The organism is Cobetia crustatorum (assembly GCF_000591415.1).
GTDB classification, from domain to species: domain Bacteria; phylum Pseudomonadota; class Gammaproteobacteria; order Pseudomonadales; family Halomonadaceae; genus Cobetia; species Cobetia crustatorum.
In genome coordinates, this window is sequence record NZ_JEMF01000019.1 from 37891 (window position 1) to 56829 (window position 18939).

General features: G+C 57.2%; 22 protein-coding genes. 11 read left to right on the forward strand and 11 right to left on the reverse strand.

Annotated elements, in window-relative coordinates; translation table 11 throughout:
* Positions 1-303: 303 nt before the first annotated feature.
* The gene (locus BF12_RS0104995) at positions 304-756 is read left to right on the forward strand and encodes a Z-ring associated ZapG family protein (RefSeq protein WP_024951323.1); all 453 of its coding nucleotides are present in this window, start codon (positions 304-306) and stop codon (positions 754-756) included.
* 88 nt (positions 757-844) lie between these two features.
* Here the strand turns inward: BF12_RS0104995 and BF12_RS0105000 are convergent, their stop codons facing one another.
* Positions 845-1636 (reverse strand): Nif3-like dinuclear metal center hexameric protein, encoded by a 792-nt coding sequence (locus BF12_RS0105000; protein WP_024951324.1) that lies wholly within the window; start codon positions 1634-1636, stop codon positions 845-847.
* A gap of 189 nt (positions 1637-1825) precedes the next feature.
* Between BF12_RS0105000 and BF12_RS0105005 the strand changes: the two genes are divergently transcribed.
* Positions 1826-3145, forward strand: a complete 1320-nt coding sequence (locus tag BF12_RS0105005; RefSeq protein ID WP_024951325.1) for a S1C family serine protease — start codon at positions 1826-1828, stop codon at positions 3143-3145.
* Between the two features lie 145 nt (positions 3146-3290).
* Here the strand turns inward: BF12_RS0105005 and hisD are convergent, their stop codons facing one another.
* The 10 genes from hisD to BF12_RS0105050 all read right to left on the reverse strand — a co-directional run bounded on the left by hisD (position 3291) and on the right by BF12_RS0105050 (position 10580).
* Entirely contained in the window at positions 3291-4595 is a 1305-nt protein-coding gene (gene hisD / locus BF12_RS0105010) for a histidinol dehydrogenase (RefSeq protein ID WP_024951326.1), read from the reverse strand.
* 96 nt (positions 4596-4691) lie between these two features.
* The gene (hisG, locus tag BF12_RS18755; RefSeq protein WP_035159120.1) at positions 4692-5336 is read right to left on the reverse strand and encodes an ATP phosphoribosyltransferase; all 645 of its coding nucleotides are present in this window, start codon (positions 5334-5336) and stop codon (positions 4692-4694) included.
* Positions 5337-5474: 138 nt separating this feature from the next.
* Complete coding sequence (murA, locus tag BF12_RS0105020; protein WP_024951327.1) at positions 5475-6740, reverse strand: UDP-N-acetylglucosamine 1-carboxyvinyltransferase; 1266 nt, start codon at positions 6738-6740, stop codon at positions 5475-5477.
* 12 nt (positions 6741-6752) lie between these two features.
* Complete coding sequence (locus BF12_RS0105025; RefSeq protein WP_024951328.1) at positions 6753-7007, reverse strand: BolA family protein; 255 nt, start codon at positions 7005-7007, stop codon at positions 6753-6755.
* Positions 7008-7235: 228 nt separating this feature from the next.
* On the reverse strand, positions 7236-7601 hold the full coding sequence (locus tag BF12_RS0105030) for an STAS domain-containing protein (protein ID WP_024951329.1): 366 nt from the start codon (positions 7599-7601) through the stop codon (positions 7236-7238).
* 23 nt (positions 7602-7624) lie between these two features.
* Positions 7625-8098, reverse strand: coding sequence for an MlaC/ttg2D family ABC transporter substrate-binding protein (locus tag BF12_RS18760; RefSeq protein ID WP_248623622.1), 474 nt, complete (start codon positions 8096-8098; stop codon positions 7625-7627).
* Positions 8044-8295, reverse strand: coding sequence for a hypothetical protein (locus tag BF12_RS22685; RefSeq protein ID WP_248623623.1), 252 nt, complete (start codon positions 8293-8295; stop codon positions 8044-8046). The genes BF12_RS18760 and BF12_RS22685 overlap by 55 nt, the downstream gene beginning before the upstream one ends.
* A 76-nt stretch (positions 8296-8371) precedes the next feature.
* The gene (gene mlaD / locus BF12_RS0105040) at positions 8372-8836 is read right to left on the reverse strand and encodes an outer membrane lipid asymmetry maintenance protein MlaD (protein ID WP_024951330.1); all 465 of its coding nucleotides are present in this window, start codon (positions 8834-8836) and stop codon (positions 8372-8374) included.
* Positions 8833-9636, reverse strand: coding sequence for a lipid asymmetry maintenance ABC transporter permease subunit MlaE (mlaE, locus tag BF12_RS0105045; RefSeq protein ID WP_035159122.1), 804 nt, complete (start codon positions 9634-9636; stop codon positions 8833-8835). Before mlaE ends, mlaD begins: the two co-directional genes overlap by 4 nt.
* Positions 9633-10580 carry an ABC transporter ATP-binding protein gene (locus tag BF12_RS0105050; RefSeq protein WP_024951332.1) on the reverse strand — a complete coding sequence of 316 codons (948 nt, stop codon included), beginning with the start codon at positions 10578-10580 and terminating at the stop codon, positions 9633-9635. The genes mlaE and BF12_RS0105050 overlap by 4 nt, the downstream gene beginning before the upstream one ends.
* A gap of 253 nt (positions 10581-10833) precedes the next feature.
* Between BF12_RS0105050 and BF12_RS0105055 the strand changes: the two genes are divergently transcribed.
* From BF12_RS0105055 to ptsN, 9 genes are all read left to right on the forward strand, one after another.
* On the forward strand, positions 10834-11778 hold the full coding sequence (locus BF12_RS0105055) for a calcium/sodium antiporter (protein WP_024951333.1): 945 nt from the start codon (positions 10834-10836) through the stop codon (positions 11776-11778).
* A gap of 90 nt (positions 11779-11868) precedes the next feature.
* Positions 11869-12909, forward strand: a complete 1041-nt coding sequence (locus tag BF12_RS0105060; protein ID WP_024951334.1) for a KpsF/GutQ family sugar-phosphate isomerase — start codon at positions 11869-11871, stop codon at positions 12907-12909.
* Positions 12910-13063: 154 nt separating this feature from the next.
* On the forward strand, positions 13064-13633 hold the full coding sequence (locus BF12_RS0105070; protein ID WP_051510745.1) for a KdsC family phosphatase: 570 nt from the start codon (positions 13064-13066) through the stop codon (positions 13631-13633).
* A 31-nt stretch (positions 13634-13664) separates the two neighbouring features.
* On the forward strand, positions 13665-14318 hold the full coding sequence (lptC, locus tag BF12_RS18765) for an LPS export ABC transporter periplasmic protein LptC (protein WP_051510747.1): 654 nt from the start codon (positions 13665-13667) through the stop codon (positions 14316-14318).
* Between the two features lie 138 nt (positions 14319-14456).
* On the forward strand, positions 14457-15041 hold the full coding sequence (gene lptA / locus BF12_RS0105080; protein ID WP_024951336.1) for a lipopolysaccharide transport periplasmic protein LptA: 585 nt from the start codon (positions 14457-14459) through the stop codon (positions 15039-15041).
* Positions 15042-15044: 3 nt separating this feature from the next.
* Entirely contained in the window at positions 15045-15785 is a 741-nt protein-coding gene (lptB, locus tag BF12_RS0105085; RefSeq protein WP_024951337.1) for an LPS export ABC transporter ATP-binding protein, read from the forward strand.
* Between the two features lie 228 nt (positions 15786-16013).
* Entirely contained in the window at positions 16014-17462 is a 1449-nt protein-coding gene (locus BF12_RS0105090; protein ID WP_024951338.1) for an RNA polymerase factor sigma-54, read from the forward strand.
* 588 nt (positions 17463-18050) lie between these two features.
* Positions 18051-18359 (forward strand): ribosome hibernation-promoting factor, HPF/YfiA family, encoded by a 309-nt coding sequence (hpf, locus tag BF12_RS0105100; RefSeq protein WP_024951339.1) that lies wholly within the window; start codon positions 18051-18053, stop codon positions 18357-18359.
* Between the two features lie 9 nt (positions 18360-18368).
* Positions 18369-18839 carry a PTS IIA-like nitrogen regulatory protein PtsN gene (gene ptsN / locus BF12_RS0105105; RefSeq protein ID WP_024951340.1) on the forward strand — a complete coding sequence of 157 codons (471 nt, stop codon included), beginning with the start codon at positions 18369-18371 and terminating at the stop codon, positions 18837-18839.
* Positions 18840-18939 lie beyond the last annotated feature (100 nt).

Consider the following 18939-nt stretch of genomic DNA (forward strand, 5'->3'; position numbering starts at 1 on the left):
GGTAATATCCTGAAAGAGACTCACAATAGTCAGGCAAACATCATCGACTTCCCGTTATGACGCGAACGAAAACGACCAAGGTATCTCTCAAGGCGAATTGACGCATCGCGGCATCGCACCGATATAATGGCCTGCGGACACCTTTCAAACACCAATGGCATGCTGGCAACAGCGCCCGCCATTGGCAAAACGAAGAACATGGGTTCTGCTGGACCTTAGACCGATCAAACATCGGCATCATTGAATATCGGCACTGTGCCCCAGCGGTGATGATCACCGCAGTCGTGACACAAGGAGAGCGACGTGAACGAGAGCAATATTGACTGGATCCTGGCCATTGCCTGCTTTCTGGCCGGCATCGGTATCGGCGCCTTGTGCTACCACCTGCTGAATGCCAACGTGGCGCGCAATCAGAAAACTCGTCAGAAACTGGCAGAACGTGAACTGGAACTCACCCAATTCCGTGATGCACTCAATGATCATTTCTCCAAGGCCAGCGATCTGACTGACCAGATTCAGCGTGCCGGTAACGAACTGCGCCAGCATCTAGCTAGCGGTGCCGCGACACTGTGCGATGACAGCCAGCTCAAACGCCGCCTGCTGGACACCGACACCGGCGAAGAAGACAACGAGGACAACACGCTCGATCTTCCGCGGGACTACGCAGACAATCGCGGCACGCTGTCTGAAGATTTCGGGCTCAAGCCGCAGCCTGAAGACACGGATGCTGCACCGGCCACGCCACCACGGATCTAACCGTATCGTTATCGCTGTCCCAGCAAAAAGACCGCCCTCATGGGCGGTCTTTTTGCTGGGACATCACAATCAAATCCGCTTCATCCCATCAGGCCGGATTGTCGATATCCACGAAACGATGCTCTAGCCCGTACTCTGCTGCCAACCACTCTCCTAGTGCCTTCACCCCATCCCGCTCGGTAGCATGATGACCTGCGGCGAAGTAGGTGACGCCCTCCTCACGCGCATCATGCGTGGTGCGCTCGGATATCTCACCGGACAAGAAAGCATCGACGCCTGTCTCAATGGCCAACTTGAGATAGTCCTGTGCCCCACCGGTACACCAGGCAACACGCTTGATCGGTCGCTCATGCCCTGCGACCACCAATACCTCACGGCCCAGCCGCTGACTGAACTCTACGCCGAGTGCGGCACTGTCCAGCCCTTCTCCTGTTAGACCTTTCTTTGCCAGTAGCTCGTCTGACAACCGGCCGACATGTACTAGCCCACGGCCGATGACACCGTCCAGGCATCCTTCGCTGACCAACCCGAGGCGCTCGGCGAGGCGCGCGTTATTCCCAAGTGTCGGATGTGCATCCAATGGCAGGTGATAGGCCGCCAGATTGATGTCATGCACCAATAGCGTCTTCAGGCGACGACGCTTCATACCCGTCACCTGCGCCTGCTCGTTCTTCCAGAAATAGCCGTGATGGACAAGAACAAGGTCAGCCTGCCAGGCAACGGCCTCATCCAGCAGCGCTTGGCAGGCAGTGACACCACTCATCACGCGCCGCACGTCGCGCCGCCCTTCTACCTGCAGACCATTGACGGTGTAGTCCTTGAAGGCTTTTACCTCCAAACAGGCATCCAAAGCGTCAATTAGCGTGTCACGATCAGCCATTGGGCCTCCAGCAGTTAGAGTCATCGAGTGTTACACTTGCGCTCATTGTAACGGCGCAGCGTCGCCATGTAAGCGCGCTGCTCTTCTCGAGATTCTCAGAGAGGAGCATTGCACGTAATATTCAGTTTCTTTATTTCTGTGTCCGCTGCGCGCCTAACGGGGCTCACGGGCTTTTCATCAGGATTCACGATGCCTCAGATGCGCCGCTCTCTTCGCAGCTCTTTACTTCCCTTGCTCTGGCCTGTCGTTACCGGGGTTCTGCTGGCGATTGTCGTGCTTGATCGCTTCCCTGCATTAGGCCTTGATAACGCTCCAGCCACTGCACAAAACGACCAGACGACTGTCGAGCCCTACCCTGCGCCAGAGCCGGTAGCGCAGCAAGTGTTGCCCGCTCCAAGCCTGACACTGTCAGCAGCACAGCGTGAGGAATCGGCTGATCCAGTGCTGCGCGAAGCCCCACCGCTACAGCGCAATAACGGCCCCGCTAGCTATCAGACCGCCGTGGATGCTGCCGCACCCGCTGTCGTCAACATCTATTCATCACGCAAGATCAGCGACGACAGCAAGCATCCGTTGATGTCAGATCCCTTCTTCAATCAGTTCTATGGCGACGATGCCGTGCGCAGCCAGCGCATGCTGTCGAGCTTGGGGTCTGGCGTCATCTTGTCCAGCGATGGCTACATCCTGACCAATAACCATGTCATTCAGGGGGCAGACCAGATTCAAGTCGCGTTACGCGATGGCAGAGAAACATTGGCCAAGGTGGTCGGCGTTGATCCGGAGTCTGATATCGCCGCGCTGAAGATCGATCTCGACAACCTGCCCACAGTGGCAATAGCAGATTCTACCCAGGTACACGTCGGCGATGTCTCACTGGCAATCGGTAATCCCTTCGGGGTTGGCCAGACCGTCACGATGGGTATCATCTCGGCGACAGGGCGCAACCATCTGGGCCTGAACGCTTATGAGGACTTCATCCAGACTGATGCTGCGATCAATCCGGGCAACTCCGGCGGCGCTCTGGTCAATACCGATGGTTCACTGGTCGGTATCAATACTGCCATCTACTCACGCTCAGGCGGCTCGCAAGGCATTGGCTTTGCCATCCCTGCCAACCTGGCGCGCGAAATCCTCGAAGCACTGGTCGACCACGGCCGTGTGATTCGCGGTTGGCTGGGATTAGAGGTGCAAGAGCTAACGCCCTCGCTGGCAAACTCCTTTGGCCTCAGTGCACCACAGGGCGTCGTCGTGGCTGCCGTACTCCGCGATGGCCCTGCCGCGCGCGCAGGGCTAAAGCCAGGCGACATACTGGTCGGTATCGGCGGCAAGCGCCTGATCGACGCTCGACTGGCCATGGCAGATATCGCTGCTGTAAAACCCGGCAACACTCTTCAACTACGTATATTGCGTGACGGCAAGGCACAGAATATCGACGTCCAGGTCGGTGAGCGCCCCATTCCGGACAACACGCCACCGCCGATTGAGCAAGATGAAAACCGCCAGGGCTGAGCGCAGTCTGACAATGGCAGTGGATCATTAGCAGTCACGCCTATCCCATCATAAGAACGCCCACCACGGAATCCGTGGTGGGCGTTCTTGGTTCAGCTGCGCCTGGTTTAACTCAATAACCAGCCGCTGATTGCTGACCACTGTCTCAATCGATGATGCGGTTCTCAGCACTGCGTGCATGCGCTGTGAGCGACTCACCACGCGCCAGCACAGAAGCAGTACGCCCCAGAGTCGACGCCCCTTCCGGCGAGCACTGAATCAGCGAAGAGCGTTTCTGGAAATCATAGACACCCAGCGGCGAGGAGAAGCGCGCCGTGCCGGAGGTCGGCAGTACATGGTTGGGACCTGCACAGTAATCCCCCAGCGCTTCCGACGTGTACGAGCCCATGAAGATGGCCCCTGCGTGCCGCACTCCCTCGACCCACTCTTCAGGTTTCGTGACCGACAGCTCCAGGTGTTCCGGTGCAATTCGATTGATCAGCGTCAGCGCCTCTTCTGGGCCACTGACGCGAATCAATGCGCCGCGCGCGCGCAGGGACGCAAGAATGATTTCAGCACGCTCCATGGTCGGCACAAGGCGCGTGATGGCTTCTTCTACTGCTGCCAAGTGCTCATCATCCCAGCCGATGAGAATTGCCTGGGCATCTTCATCGTGCTCAGCTTGCGAGAACAGATCCATCGCCAGCCAGTCCGGATCAGTCACACCATCGCTGACCACCAGAATCTCGGAGGGCCCGGCAATCATGTCGATACCCACCTGACCGAAGACGGCGCGCTTGGCGGTCGCGACATAGATATTACCGGGGCCAACGATCTTGTCGACACGTGGCACTGTCTCGGTACCGTAAGCCAGCGCTGCAACTGCCTGCGCACCACCGATGGTGAAGACGCGATCGATACCGGCCAGATGCGCCGCTGCCAGCACTAGATCATTGACCACACCATCAGGCGTCGGCACCACCATGATGATTTCACGCACGCCGGCAACATGTGCCGGAATCGCGTTCATCAGCACGGAAGATGGATACGCTGCCTTGCCGCCAGGTACATAGATGCCCGCACGATCCAGTGGCGTTACCTTCTGCCCCAGCAAGCTGCCGTATTCATCACGGAACGACCAGCTCTCCGGCTTCTGGTGTTCGTGATAGACCCGTACGCGCTCGGCTGCTATCGACAGCGCTTCACGCTGTGCCTCAGGCAGCTCGACATACGCCTTGGCCAGACGCTCAGCGCCAATGACAAGCTCCGCCATGCTGGAGACATTCAATCGATCAAACCGATTGGAGAACTCAACCAGTGCTGAATCGCCTTCTGCCTTGACCCGCGTCAGGATATCGGCGACACGGTGCTGAACCTCGGCATCGGAAACCCCTTCCCAGGACAGCAAGTTATCAAGGCGTGAAGTAAAATCGGTATCACGGCTATCGAGCCGGTTGATCAGAGTATCCATGCGAACCTCATGTTATATCTTGGGCAGAAAGGCTGAACGGGACGGGCGTTTCCAGCTGCCATGGTCGTCTAGGCGACCTTGTGTGATAAATGATTTTCAACCTTTACGGCGCGCTTCCACCGCTTGGCGTAGACGGTCGATCAGCGGCTTGAGGCGATCATGCTTCATGGTCATGGCAGCCTTGTTGACCACCAATCGCGTACTGATATCGGTAATCAGCTCACGCGGCTCCATACCGTTGGCACGCAAGGTATTGCCGGTATCGACGATATCGACAATCTCATCGGCGAGATTCATCAACGGTGCCAACTCCATCGCGCCATACAGCTTGATAACCTCAGCCTGGATACCTTGCTCGGCATAGTAGCGACGCGCCACATCGACAAACTTGGTCGCGACACGACGACGCGCGCCCTGCTGCTGCTGACCGACGACACCAGCCGTCATCAACTGGCACTTGGCAATCTCCAGATCCAGCGGCTCATACAAGCCTTCGGCGCCGTGCTCGAGCAATACATCCTTGCCGGCAATTCCGAGATCAGCAGCACCCAGCTGGACATAGGTCGGCACGTCTGTCGCGCGAATGATGACCAGTTTGACATCAGGGATATTGGTATCAAACAGCAGCTTGCGACTCTTGCTCAGGTCTTCAAGCGGCTCGATACCGGCATCGGCCAGCAGCGGCAGGGTTTCCTTGAGGATACGCCCCTTGGAGAGGGCGACGACCAGTTGCTTGCTCATGGGGTATTCGCCCGTACTTGTGTAGAAGAATTCGCGCCAGAGCTCTCTTCAGAAGAACTCGGCAATCGTCGCCGATATGAACATGCCAACGGCGACGTAGCGTAAGTAAGGAAAGCCTGGAGTAGCGAGAACGCCGGCTCAGCCCGTGGTACGGCGAATGAGTACGCCAAGCCCCGAGAGCTTCTCTTCAATGCATTCGTAACCGCGATCAATGTGATAGATGCGGTCAACCATTGTCTCGCCATCCGCGACGATAGCGGCAATGACAAGCGACGCCGAAGCACGCAGATCCGTCGCCATCACTGGTGCACCGGACAAACGCTCAGTTCCGGTCACCACTGCAGTATTTCCTTCAAGCGCGATGTGCGCGCCCATGCGGTTGAGTTCCTGCACGTGCATGAAGCGATTTTCAAAGATGGTCTCGATCACGGTACTGGTGCCTTCCGCAACCGCATTCATCGCCACGAACTGTGCCTGCATATCGGTGGGAAATGCCGGATACGGTGCGGTGCGGATGTTGACCGCCTTCGGACGCTTGCCGTGCATGTCCAGTTCAATCCAGTCATCACCAGTCGTGATGGTGGCACCGGCTTCTTCCAGCTTGGCCAGCACAGCGTCAAGCGTATCAGCACGTGTACGAGTGACACGTACCTTGCCGCGCGAGGCGGCGGCCGCGACCAGGAAGGTACCCGTCTCGATGCGATCAGGCATGACGGAATATTCACAGCCATGCAGCTTCTCGACACCCTCGATGATGATGGTATCGCTGCCGTGACCACTGATCTTTGCACCCATGGCGATCAAACATTGCGCCAGATCGACAACTTCCGGTTCACGCGCCGCATTTTCAAGCACGGTACGCCCTTCCGCCAGCGTCGCAGCCATCAGCAGGTTTTCCGTCCCGGTCACGGTCACGACATCAAAGACGATACGTGCACCCTTGAGGCGCCCTGTCGGAGCCTTGGCGCGGATATAACCGTTCTCCACCGTGATCTCGGCACCCATGGCTTCAAGGCCACGGATGTGTAGATCGACCGGACGCGAGCCAATGGCACAACCACCCGGCAGTGAGACCTCAGCACTGCCGAAGTGCGCCAGCAGTGGGCCCAGCACCAGAATCGAAGCACGCATCTTCTTGACCAGGTCGTACGGTGCGTGACAGTGCTCGACCTTGGAGCCATCAAGCTGCACGGTCATATTATCGCCCATCACCGGCTCGACACCCATGCGCCCGAGCAGCTCCAGGCTAGTGGTGATGTCCTGCAAATGCGGCAGGTTGCTGATGGTCACGGGACCTTCCGAAAGCAGGGTTGCCGCCAGAATGGGCAGTGCCGAATTCTTGGCACCGCTGGCCCAGACTTCTCCATTGACCGGCCCGTTGCCGGTGATGATCAGCTTATCCATGAAATGTTCCGGTCAGCCCTGAGCATTGCCGGCAGCAGCATCATACTGCGCCGGGGTATAGGTACGAATGCTGATGGCATGCAGCGCACCAGAGCGAATTTCGTCATTGATTGCGGAGAACACCAGCTGCTGCGCCTTGACGCGACTGAGGTCAGCAAAGATCTCACCCACGGCGACGACCTGGAAATTGCAGCCTTCGCCCTGGATATGAAAATCGACGTTCTCGATTCGAGCCTCGAGCAGGGCCTTGACATCATTCGGTTGCATAACGGGCGGTAACTCCTTCGCTGTGCATGGCGGGGTCAGTGAATATGACCAATACAATAAGACCGCACATGGTAATCAAAAGCGCGCGGGAACGCGATTGGCAGGAAGCATCCGGCCCTTCACGTTCCCGCGCAGCGTAGTAACAACTTACGAGTTGTCAGGAGAGCTTTAACGAAGGCACTTGCCAAAGCAGCTGCCAAAGCAATCTATCGGGCCTCATTTAACGCTTCAGGCAGTGTCGATAGAGGCCGGTGCCTCAACAGCCACCCCACTACTCTCCAGGCCTGGCAAAAAGCTTTCAAGCCCGGAAACAGCTGCTAAACGACTCAACGCGGGCGACAGACGCAAGTGAGTGATATGCCCGGAGTAGTCAGCAAGATGACGCTGCCATTCAAGCAGTACGCTCAAGGTGGCAGTGCTCGCGCTTTCCACTCCACACAGATCAATGGACACACCATCACTACGGCGCCCCAGCCATTTCTTACCGGCTTCAGCGAGCTCAGCGGCATTGTCAAAGTCCGGCTGGCCACTTAACGCCAGCTGGACCTCATCTGCCTCTAGTCTTATACCGTCGCTATCAAAGAGTGTTTTCATGGTCATATCGCCACTAAAAGGGCTCAGCTATTGCTGTTGCCCTTGTCCTCCGCGGCCGTCTTGTCGAGGTCAACATCTGGCTGCCAGCCATTGATCACGGCATCAATATCGCGACCGTTGTCACGCATGGCTTGATCGAACTGATTACGGAAAGTCAGGCCAAGATTGACGCCATTGACGATTACATTGACCACCTTCCATTCGTCATTACGCAGGCGCATGGAGTAGGCGACCGGATAGACCTTGCCCTTGGTATCGATCACGTCCATGTAGACAGTATCCTGATCTTCGTAGCGACGATCACCTTCGCTGTCCTTCACTTCAAGCTTGGCGTAGTCGAAGCTCACCAAACCCTTGGCGTAGGTGCCGATCAAGGTGTCGTGAAAGACCTTGGAGAACTCGGTACGCTGCTTTGGCGAAGCTGCTTTGAAATACTTGCCCATCACGCTTGCCGCGATATAGCGATAATCCACGACCGGCTTGAGCGCGGTATCCACCAGCCTTCCAGCTCGTTGATGTTGTCCTTGTAGTAGCTCTCGCGACTGTCGATCTTGGTGGTCAGGCCTTCGACGGTATCACGCAGCAGGACATCAGGTTCCTGCGAGGCGGCCGCCGCCAGCGGGCTCATTGTCATCAGGGCCGACAAGCTCAGTACACTCAGCGGACGAATAAGCTGCTTGAGAAAATGGGTCATCAGGTTTGCTCCTTGAAAGTATGCATCGCGCGAACGGCGAGTCAGGCTTGCGTCAGCGCTTCAGGAAATGCCCGAATTAGCTCTTCGAGAAATTAGAGACGAACTGCTGAATCAATTCTTCCAGCACCAACGCTGACTGGGTATCTCGGATGGTATCGCCATCTTCAAGCATCTCCGGGTCTCCGCCAGTACTCAGGCCGATATACTGCTCCCCCAGAAGGCCGGAAGTCAGGATGGCGGCCGTAGTGTCCTTGCTCAGCTTGTCCTTGAGGCCGCTGTCCAGCTTCATCGTCACACGGGCATCAAACCACTTCGGGTCCAGCTCGATGCTTTCGACACTACCGACGGCAACGCCTGCCATGGTGACTTTTGACCGCGCCTTGAGGCTTCCGATCCCTGAAAAGTTGGCATTGAGCACGAAGGTGTCATCCGCTTGCTGAAAAGTGACACCACTGACGCGCAGGCCCAGAAACACCATGCCAAGAAAACCGGCGAGCACGAACAGGCCCACGCCAAACTCGACCATGCGGGTACGTTTCATCCAATATCTCCAAACATGACGGCCGTGAGGACAAAGTCGAGCCCCAGTACCGCCAGCGATGAATAAACCACAGTACGTGTGGTTGCGCGCGAGATGCCTTCCGAGGTCGGGATAAGATCATAGCCTTGGAAAACTGCAATCCAGCTCACCACCAGCCCGAAGACCAGTGATTTGACGACACCATTCATGACATCGCCGATAAAATCGACATTCGACTGCATGCTGCTCCAGTAGGCACCTTCATAGATGCCCAGCCAGTCGACACCGACCAGCTTGCCCCCCCAGATACCCACCACGCTGAAGCCTATGGTCAGCAGCGGCAGAGAAACGAATCCAGCCCACAAGCGCGGTGCCACGATGCGTTTCAGAGGGTCAACACCAATCATCTCCATGCTGGTCAACTGCTCAGTCGCCTTCATCAAGCCAATCTCGGCTGTCAGTGCTGATCCGGCACGCCCTGCGAACAGCAGCGCTGCCACGACGGGAGCCAGCTCTCGCAATAGCGACAGCGACACCATCTGGCCCAGCGCCTCTTCAGCACCAAAGCCTACCAGGATGGTGTATCCCTGCAGGGCAAGCACCATACCGATGAACAGTCCCGAGACCAGCACGATCGCCAGTGATAACACACCGACAAAATGCATCTGACGCACCCACAGCCCGATGCCTTCGCGAGAAGGAATACCTATACCGGCCTGTACCAGCAAAATACCCGCACGACCGACAGCGGCAATCACTTCAATACTGCTACGACCGAGTGAAGTAATCGAGCCTAGCAGCCCACGATTCAGCGCGCTCATGATGACTGCCTCCTGCCTGATGACTCCGCTGACGATTCACGCCCATCGAGAATGTCACCTTCAAAGTCCGGCGCGGGATAATGGAACGGTACTGGCCCATCGGGTTTGCCGTGGATGAACTGGGCCACGCGAGGGTCTGCATCGGCATTGAGCTCTGCGGGCGTGCCCTGCGCCATCACTTTGCCGTCGGCAATGACATAGACGTAATCGGCGATGGTCAGCGTTTCCTTGATATCGTGGGAAACGACTAACGCTGTCATATCCAACGCATCGTTGAGACGACGAATCAGATTGACCAACACGCCCATCGAAATAGGGTCCTGTCCGGCAAACGGTTCGTCATACATGATCAAATCAGGATCGAGCGCGATGGCGCGCGCCAGTGCGACACGACGCGTCATGCCACCAGAAAGCTCAGCCGGCATCAGTTCGCGTGCACCACGCAAGCCAACAGACTCGAGTTTGATCAGCACGATGTCACGAATCATCGCATCAGGAAGATCGGTGTGTACGCGCAACGGAAAGGCCACATTCTCAAACACGCTGAGATCAGAAAATAGTGCGCCGCTCTGAAACAACATACCCATGCGGCGACGCATGCGGAACAACTCGCGACGCGACAAGCCATGCACGTGCTGTCCTGCAATCTCGACGCGACCCGCGGAGGGCGTTAATTGCCCGCCGATCAACTTGAGCAACGTCGTCTTGCCGGTCCCCGACGGCCCCATGATGGCGGTGATCTTGCCGCGTGGGACCTTGAGTTCAATACCGGAGAAAATTTCGCGCTCGCCCCGAGTAAAACGCAGGCCTTCAACACGAATCAGCGCATCATCAAGATCAATGCCACTTTCCGTGCCCAAGGAGGATGACGATGCATCCTGGTCGCCCGCATCCTGGCCGTTCGCATCGGTCGGTGTTGCGGTCTGACCGGGCAATTCAGTCATAAAAGCATCCGCTGTGAGGGAATATCGACACGCAGAGCCAACCATCTGCAGCTCGTAATCACGCCGAATGTCCGAATCATGAGATCCAAGGATCAAGTTAGTTAGCGAACATCGTATCCGAACCCACCCCTCTGCCGCCAGTCTCACTCGTCAGTGATACACCCCGTTACCTTGCAAAGCTTTTAGGGGATGCGTTTAATGACGCGGTTCCCAGCAATACGCCACTGCCCCTCCTCCTGCCTCGAGAGTCCTGATGCTATATCCCATCCTTGCAATCATCCTTGGCCTGATTGGCCTTGTCTGGAGCGCCGATCGGTTTGTCGAAGGCGCTGCCGCTACTGCCCGGCGTGCCGGAATGAGCAAGCTTTTGATCGGGATGACCATCGTATCCGTCGGCACGTCAGCACCGGAAATCGTCGTTTCCATCATGGCATCACTCGATGGCACTCCGGATATCGCGACGGGTAACGCACTAGGCTCCAACATCGCCAATATCGGCATGGTGCTGGGCGTGACAGCACTTGTCGCACCAATCCCTGTCCATTTTGGATTGGTACGTCGAGAGCTACCGCTATTGCTGGCAGCCACGGCATTGGCGGGTTACGCCCTTTCCAATAGCGCCCTGAGTCGCCTCGATGGCATCCTGCTACTGGCACTGCTGGTCTTTACGATCGTGTGGCTGTTCAAGGTCGATGCTCCAAGCGAAGAAGAAGCCGGTGGCGATATCCCTGACATGACGGCCGGGCGCGCCGTCTTCTGGCTACTCATTGGCTTGGCAGTCCTGATCGCCAGTTCCCGAGCACTGGTATGGGGTGCCACTGACATCGCTGAGGCGTTCGGTGTGCCAGAATTGATCATTGGCTTGACCGTGATCGCCATCGGCACCAGCCTGCCGGAACTAGCCGCCAGTGTCGCCAGCGCACTCAAACGTCACCACGACATCGCTATCGGCAATATCATCGGTTCCAATCTCTTCAACATCCTGGCAGTACTGCCGATGCCGGGGCTGATAGCGCCGGGGCCCGTCGATGGCAGCGCCATCAGCCGTGACTATCCGGTGATGCTGGGGCTGACCCTGCTGCTGGCCGCTCTACTCATCTGGCAGCGTCGCGGCAAGATCGGGCGCGGGCCCGGCGTTATTCTACTCGGCTGCTATCTGGCCTACAGCGCCTGGCTAGCCATCAGCCTGACCCACTGACTAGCACCATTCTTGTCACCGCCGTGCGAGCAATGACACTCCTTCTCACACGGCTTGAGTCCTGGCCACACAACAGGCAACAATCTGATCATGACCACGTCTTCCAGCACCCAGCACACTGCGCTAAATGATGCCGCCAGCGCGACCGATTCGCCCAACGCTGCCGATGCCGATTTTCGCGCCAGCGCACGACGTACCTTCGCGATTGAGGGTGCTGCCATCATCGCCCTCGAGCAGCATCTCGATGCTGATTTCGATCGTGCCTGCCAGTTGATGCTGGCCACACAGGGCCGTGTCATCGTCACCGGCATGGGCAAATCAGGCCATGTCGCCAGCAAGATCGCTGCGACGCTGGCCAGCACCGGGACTCCCGCCTTCTTTGTGCATCCAGGCGAAGCCAGCCATGGCGATCTCGGCATGATCACCTCGGCCGATGTGGTGCTGGCGCTCTCCAATTCCGGTGAGACAGCCGAAGTCACCGCCCTGCTGCCCTTGCTCAAGCGCATGGGCACGCCGCTGGTCTCGATGACAGGCAAGCCCGGTTCGACGTTGGCACGTGATGCGGATGCACACTTGGATACCAGTGTCGCGCAAGAGGCCTGCCCTCTGAATCTGGCGCCAACGGCCTCAACCACCGCCGCACTGGTAATGGGTGATGCGCTCGCCGTGGCATTGCTCGAAGCCCGCGGCTTCACGGCAGAAGAATTTGCCCTCTCGCACCCTGGCGGCACCCTCGGTCGCCGCCTACTGCTACGCGTGCAGGATGTAATGCACAAGGGCAATGATCTGCCACGCGTGAATCTGGGCAGCCCGCTGCGTGACGCATTACTCGAGATCACCCGTCAAGGCATGGGCTTCACCTGCGTGATCGATGCAGACGAGCATCTTGTCGGCGTCTACACCGATGGCGACCTGCGGCGTACACTGGATCAACATGGTGATCTGCGCGCGCTAAAGGTCGATGACGTGATGACCCGCGGTGGCAAGACTATCCGCTCCAGCATGCTAGCCGCCGAAGCAGTGCGCATCATGGAAGAAAACCGTATCAGCGTTCTGGTAGTCTGTGATGAGGATGAGCATCCTATCGGAGCCATCCACATGCACGGCCTGCTGGCCAGCGGTGTGATCTGAACCACTGGACGCGAGTGCTGTCTTCTACGACAGCAGTGCATTCAGCAAGCTAGCGCGGCGTTTGACGCCACTACGGACAGTCACTTGTTTGAGCCACATCACCAGCCGTTCACAGGACAGCGTCAAGCACGCACGGAGTGCGAGGAGAAACATCATGAGTGAGAGTATTTCCCTGACGGAAGACTACCCACAGGACATCATTGATCGGGCACGTCACGTGCGCCTGCTGGCATTGGATGTGGATGGCGTGCTGACCGACAATCGCCTGCACTATGACGCCAATGGCGTGGAAACCAAGAGCTTCCATGTGCAGGATGGCCATGGCCTCAAGCTGATTCTGCGCAGTGGCATTCGTGTCGCCTTGATCACTGGCCGTACCTCTCCGATGGTGGAACGACGCGCCAAGGAACTGGGGATTCAGGACGTCATTCAGGGCCGTGAAGACAAGCTGGTCGCGCTCAGCCAACTGTGCCGTGAACACGATATTGAGCTCGACCAGGTTGCCTACTGTGGTGACGACCTGCCGGACCGCGAAGCTATCCGTCGCGTCGGTCTCGGTATCAGCGTGCCCAATGCCATGCCTTATGTGTTGAGCGAAGCCAACTGGGTGACCTCTCACTCGGGCGGTGAGGGTGCCGTACGCGAAATCTGTGACCTACTGCTCAAGGCACAGGGCCACTGGGCGTCAGTGCTCGATACCTATCTACAGAGGTCGAACGCCTGATGTTACGTTTGCCCCGTCCTTCTCCGCGTCTATGGTTGATGCTGCTATTGCTGCTGGTCGGTGGCGTACTCGCCTGATAGAGCAGCGCAATAGCCTTGAATCTGCCATAGGTACACAGGTCAACAGCGGTGAGCCGGACTACTATCTTGACGGGGCTGACATGACTCGCTTCGATGCGCGGGGCGTGCCGTTTCAAGACATGACTTCCCCGCACATTGAGCATACGCCCGAGGATGATGTCACCATCGCGCAAGCTCCAAAGATTAGCACCAACGATAGCGAGGACCGCCGCTGGTATGCCACTGGCAAGCGCGGCGTTCTCAGTGCCGGTGGCGACACCTTCACGCTAGAGGGCAACGCACAGCTGCGTCAGCCTTCCGATGCCTGGACACTGGATACTGACGTACTGAACTACAGCCGCGAACAGAACCGTGCCTGGAGCGACGTACCCGTCGTCATTACCCAGAATGGTCAGCATATCGAAAGCAACAGCTTCAGCGCGGATCTTTCCAAGGACTCCGCCGTGCTGGACGGTCGTGTACGCGGCACGCTTCAACCCGGCAAGGGCAAGAGTGCGGCCAGCAAGGAAGCTGAACGTATCGATGAGGGCAGCGATGCTACCTCAAACGATAGCGAAGGACGCGTCAACAGCACTTTCGAAGCCGCACCTGAAGCCAGTCAGTAATCATCATGGTACTTAGCGTACAGTCAGCGCGGCTGAGCACATCCCACGTGCTGCCAGTCCAATAGACTCCCTTATTCACTGCTTCCCGACGGCATGCCTGATCGAGAAGACATACCCGGTTCTGCCAAGGAGCACCCCATGACTTCAACGACTCTCAAGCCCTTGACGGCCTGGCGACAGACTATTAACAGCAGTGTCATGGCCTTGTGCCTGACACTCGGCATGGCTATCACTGCGCCAGCAGCATTAGCGCTCGACAATGATGCCAATCAGCCGATCAACATCGCTGCCGACTCCCTGTCACTGGATGATAAAGCCGGCACTGCAACCTATACCGGCCGTGTCGAAATGCGCCAGGGCAGCATGAAGCTGGATGCCAGCCGCGTTGACATTAGCCGCGCCAACAGCGGCGAGATCTCATTGGTCAAGGCAACAGGCAAGCGTGCCTATCTGGAACAGAAACCCACTCCAGACGACAAGCTGGTCAAAGGCTGGGCAGACACCATTCTCTACCATGCACTGGAACGTAGAGTAGAACTGGTCGGTAACGCTCGTCTCGAAAAGGGTGATGACACCTTCGAAGGTGGCTACGTGGAGTACTTCCTCGACAAACGCCAAGTCAATGCCAACAACAGCAGCGACGCCTCACAGAAGAGCGACGGCAGTTCACGCGTACACATGACGTTGACACCGCGTGGCGCCAACACCAGCAAGGAAAACTGAGTCATGACTGCCGCTCCCCTCCGCACGCTCAGCGCACGCCACCTGGCCAAAGCCTACAAGGGGCGCAAGGTGGTCAAGGATATCTCGCTGGAAATTCGTCAAGGCGACATCGTCGGCCTGCTAGGACCCAATGGTGCTGGCAAGACCACCTCGTTCTACATGATTGTCGGCTTGGTACGCGCTGATGCCGGCAGCGTCACCATCGATGACAATGATCTCTCCGACTCTGCCATGCACTTGCGGGCACGCGCTGGCATCGGCTATCTGCCACAGGAAGCCTCAATCTTCCGCAAGCTGTCAGTGGCCGACAACATCATGGCGATTCTGGAGACACGCAAGGACCTTGATCGCAACGGGCGCAAAGCGCGCCTTGAAGAGCTGCTGAATGAGTTCAGCATCACGCATATCCGCGCCAGCACCGGCATGAGCCTCTCTGGCGGTGAGCGTCGGCGTGTCGAAATTGCACGCGCATTAGCGACAGAGCCGGATTTCATACTGCTGGATGAACCCTTTGCCGGTGTTGATCCCATCTCGGTAGGCGAGATCAAGAGCATCGTGCGACAACTGCGTGATCGCGGCATTGGCGTACTGATCACCGATCACAACGTTCGAGAAACACTCGATATCTGTGATACCGCCTATATCGTCGGTGACGGTCAGATCATCGCGCACGGTGATGCCGATACCATTCTAGCCAATCAGCAGGTACGCGATGTGTATCTGGGGCATGAGTTCAAGCTTTAATCGGTAGCATGAGAGCAAGGCACCTCGTATCGCCGTCCCTCGCAGAATGACATTACATGCTCAAGGATGTTGTTACCTCACTGGTATCAGCCTTGAGCATGACGTCCATACCACCTTCGTTGAAACATGGCATACAAGTTGCTTGAATAATCTCTTTCGCCCCTTGTCAGTGCCCCGATCCACGGTATAGCGTAGAAGCACGTTCCTTTGCCGTGAATCGACAGCCCCATGAAACCCACCTTGCAACTCCGCCTTGGCACTTCGCTGACTATGACGCCACAACTGCAGCAGGCTATTCAGCTGCTTCAGTTGTCGACGCTCGACCTGCGTCAGGAAATTCAACAGGCGCTCGAGTCCAACCCCATGCTGGAACTCGACGAGGACTATGAGGCGCTGGAAGTCGTTGAAGCACAGGATGCGAGCGAGATTTCCACTGCCGAAACAAACAGCGAGATCCCGGAAGAGTATCCTCTCGATAGTGACTGGTCGGACCTCTATCAGGATCACGCTGGCAGCCTGACAAGCTCAGGAAGTAGTAGCGGCAGTGATGACGGCCAGGATTTCGAGCGCAACACCAGTGTAGAAAGCCTGCAAGATCATCTGCGCTGGCAATTAGCGATGACCGACCTCGACGACCGTGAACGGCAAATGGCGGAAAGCCTGATTGATGCCGTGGACGGTGCAGGCTACCTGAGCCTGACCCTGGACGAGCTAGTCGATGGCTTGCGGGGGCAAGGGCTGGCTGGCCTCAAAGCCTCGGAACTAGAGCAGGTACTGCTACGCTTGCAGCAGTTCGATCCCACTGGCGTCTTCGCCCGCGATCTACGCGAATGCCTGCTGCTACAACTGGCATTGCTGCCCGATGACCTGCCGCTACTCGCGCAGGCTCGGCGATTGGTACGTCAGTTTCTTGAAGCGCTGGGAAACGATGATCGCAAGCTACTCAAGCGCCGCCTGGGACTGGATGATGCTGAGCTGGACCACGTCATTCGACTGATACGAGCACTGGACCCACGCCCAGCCTCCGCTTGGGGGGAGCCCGCCAGTGACTATGTGATACCTGACCTGCTGGTACGCCATACTCGTCACGGCTGGCAGGTTGAGCTCAATCCCGAAGCGCTGCCGAAGCTACGTATCCAGCCGGAATATGCAGCGCTCATCAAGCGGGCAGACAAGTCTGTGGACAACACCTTCCTCAAGGATAATCTTCAGGAAGCGCGCTGGCTGATGAAAAGTCTCTCGTCACGTAATGACACACTGCTCAAGGTAGGGCGTGAAATCATGGCGCGGCAGATCGACTTTCTTGAGCAAGGTGAGGAAGGCATGAAGCCTCTGATCCTCGCCAATATCGCTGAAGTGGTCGAGATGCACGAATCCACTATCTCGCGCGTCACGACTCAGAAGTACATTCATACCCCTCGCGGCGTCTTCGAACTCAAATTCTTCTTCTCGAGCCAAGTGGGAGGGAGCGGCAATGGCGATGCACATTCCAGTACCGCCATTCGCGCACGTATCCGAAAACTGATTGCGGACGAGCCGGCGCGCAAACCGCTGTCGGATTCACGTCTGGTCGACCTACTCGCCAGCGATGGCATTGAAGTCGCACGCCGCACCGTCGCAAAATATCGCGAAGCCATGAGTATTCCTTCCTCTAGCGAACGCAAGCGACTGGCCTGATCATCTAGCTAGCCAGAGGCCACTACCTTTGTCATGGCCTTAAAAATCGTAAATATCCACATCATGATCAGCCGGCTTGCATGGAAAGCCGGCGATTTTCTCCCAAGGCATGACCGCCAGCATGTACCTCTCACTCCCAATTGCATGTTTTTAAAATCACTTTCGATAGTATTACCGATCATTCGTGCGGCTTTTCTTACGCAAAACCCCGCCTCCTTCGTGCTCATCCCGTACTTTTGACCAATCCAAGACGCCCACTAACATCGACGTACATGCTGACATTAGCGACTAACAGTCGCCTTCTTGTCACTCTTCCAGCGCAAACCGTCACACTCCTCTGTCATGGAACGTTCCGTTCTCCCCCAGTGAGTTGAAGACAAGCCTTGCGCCACGATGCAGCGCAGCGTTGATCTTTGCTCAAAGCTTGGGCATTGTCGGGGTAGGCGCTCGACGCACCTGACACGAGCCAAGTTTGTTACTGGCAGCGGCAGGCACGGAAACCATGTAGCAGAGCGTCTTATCAGGGTTTGCTCGCAGTCAAAAAGGGTTACAATTGAAAGGTAACCCGCTGGATAAAGGAGCGTGTCCATGCAAGTGAATATTACCGGGCATCATGTGGAACTTACCGACCCTCTCCGCGATTATATCAACGAGAAGCTCGCTCGCCTCGAACGGCATTACGACAACATCACCAATGTTCAGGTGACTTTGTCGATCGAGAAGGAGCGCCAGCAGGCAGCCTGCACATTGCATGCTGCCGGCGCAGATCTCCACGCCCTGGCAGAAGACCTCAACATGTACGCTGCCATCGACGCGCTCGCCGACAAGCTGGATCGCCAGCTGGTCAAACACAAGGAAAAGTCCCAGGCTCGCTCTCAGGGCACCGGGACCCGTTGACCTTCTGCCATGACACTTGATCAGATCCTTCCCCCCGAGCGCACGCTTTACGGTGTCCCCGGGGGGAGCAAGAAGCGGGTGCTGGAATTTTTCAGCACCTTCATTGCCCAGAACATTCCCAGCCTGGATAGTCAGGAAGTCTTCTCACGCCTGATTGGTCGTGAACGACTAGGGTCGACCGGTATCGGCCATGGTGTGGCCGTGCCACATGCACGCAGCCCGCATTGCAAGACGCCCATCGCGGCCTTTCTGAAGCTCGGTGACCCCATCGACTTTGATGCCATTGATGGAGAGCCCATCGACCTGCTGTTTGTGCTGTTGGTCCCTGAGGAGGCAGATGACACACATCTCACCTTGCTCGGGCAGGTGGCTGAGCTATTGAACTCGCCCACCAATCGGTCAGCATTACGTCAAGCCGATAGCCAGCGTGCACTCTACGATGTACTGACATCAGCCATCGCCGAACTTCCGGCGCGTTGATCATCGAGCCCGGACATCGTCCGGGCTTTTGTACTGACAGCCACTGTTCGGGCTGCCCTCTCAGGCGCCATTTGCACTCACTCTACGCTGACCTCGCCTT

Coding starts and splice junctions, on each gene's coding strand:
- BF12_RS0105000 (WP_024951324.1), bottom strand. CDS start 1,636: ATGGCTGATCGTGACACGCTAATTGACGCTTTGGATGCCTGTTTGGAG.
- BF12_RS0105005 (WP_024951325.1), top strand. CDS start 1,826: ATGCCTCAGATGCGCCGCTCTCTTCGCAGCTCTTTACTTCCCTTGCTC.
- hisD (WP_024951326.1), bottom strand. CDS start 4,595: ATGGATACTCTGATCAACCGGCTCGATAGCCGTGATACCGATTTTACT.
- hisG (WP_035159120.1), bottom strand. CDS start 5,336: ATGAGCAAGCAACTGGTCGTCGCCCTCTCCAAGGGGCGTATCCTCAAG.
- murA (WP_024951327.1), bottom strand. CDS start 6,740: ATGGATAAGCTGATCATCACCGGCAACGGGCCGGTCAATGGAGAAGTC.
- BF12_RS0105025 (WP_024951328.1), bottom strand. CDS start 7,007: ATGCAACCGAATGATGTCAAGGCCCTGCTCGAGGCTCGAATCGAGAAC.
- BF12_RS0105030 (WP_024951329.1), bottom strand. CDS start 7,601: ATGAAAACACTCTTTGATAGCGACGGTATAAGACTAGAGGCAGATGAG.
- BF12_RS22685 (WP_248623623.1), bottom strand. CDS start 8,295: ATGACCCATTTTCTCAAGCAGCTTATTCGTCCGCTGAGTGTACTGAGC.
- mlaD (WP_024951330.1), bottom strand. CDS start 8,836: ATGAAACGTACCCGCATGGTCGAGTTTGGCGTGGGCCTGTTCGTGCTC.
- mlaE (WP_035159122.1), bottom strand. CDS start 9,636: ATGAGCGCGCTGAATCGTGGGCTGCTAGGCTCGATTACTTCACTCGGT.
- BF12_RS0105050 (WP_024951332.1), bottom strand. CDS start 10,580: ATGACTGAATTGCCCGGTCAGACCGCAACACCGACCGATGCGAACGGC.
- BF12_RS0105055 (WP_024951333.1), top strand. CDS start 10,834: ATGCTATATCCCATCCTTGCAATCATCCTTGGCCTGATTGGCCTTGTC.
- BF12_RS0105060 (WP_024951334.1), top strand. CDS start 11,869: ATGACCACGTCTTCCAGCACCCAGCACACTGCGCTAAATGATGCCGCC.
- BF12_RS0105070 (WP_051510745.1), top strand. CDS start 13,064: ATGAGTGAGAGTATTTCCCTGACGGAAGACTACCCACAGGACATCATT.
- lptC (WP_051510747.1), top strand. CDS start 13,665: ATGGTTGATGCTGCTATTGCTGCTGGTCGGTGGCGTACTCGCCTGATA.
- lptA (WP_024951336.1), top strand. CDS start 14,457: ATGACTTCAACGACTCTCAAGCCCTTGACGGCCTGGCGACAGACTATT.
- lptB (WP_024951337.1), top strand. CDS start 15,045: ATGACTGCCGCTCCCCTCCGCACGCTCAGCGCACGCCACCTGGCCAAA.
- BF12_RS0105090 (WP_024951338.1), top strand. CDS start 16,014: ATGAAACCCACCTTGCAACTCCGCCTTGGCACTTCGCTGACTATGACG.
- hpf (WP_024951339.1), top strand. CDS start 18,051: ATGCAAGTGAATATTACCGGGCATCATGTGGAACTTACCGACCCTCTC.
- ptsN (WP_024951340.1), top strand. CDS start 18,369: ATGACACTTGATCAGATCCTTCCCCCCGAGCGCACGCTTTACGGTGTC.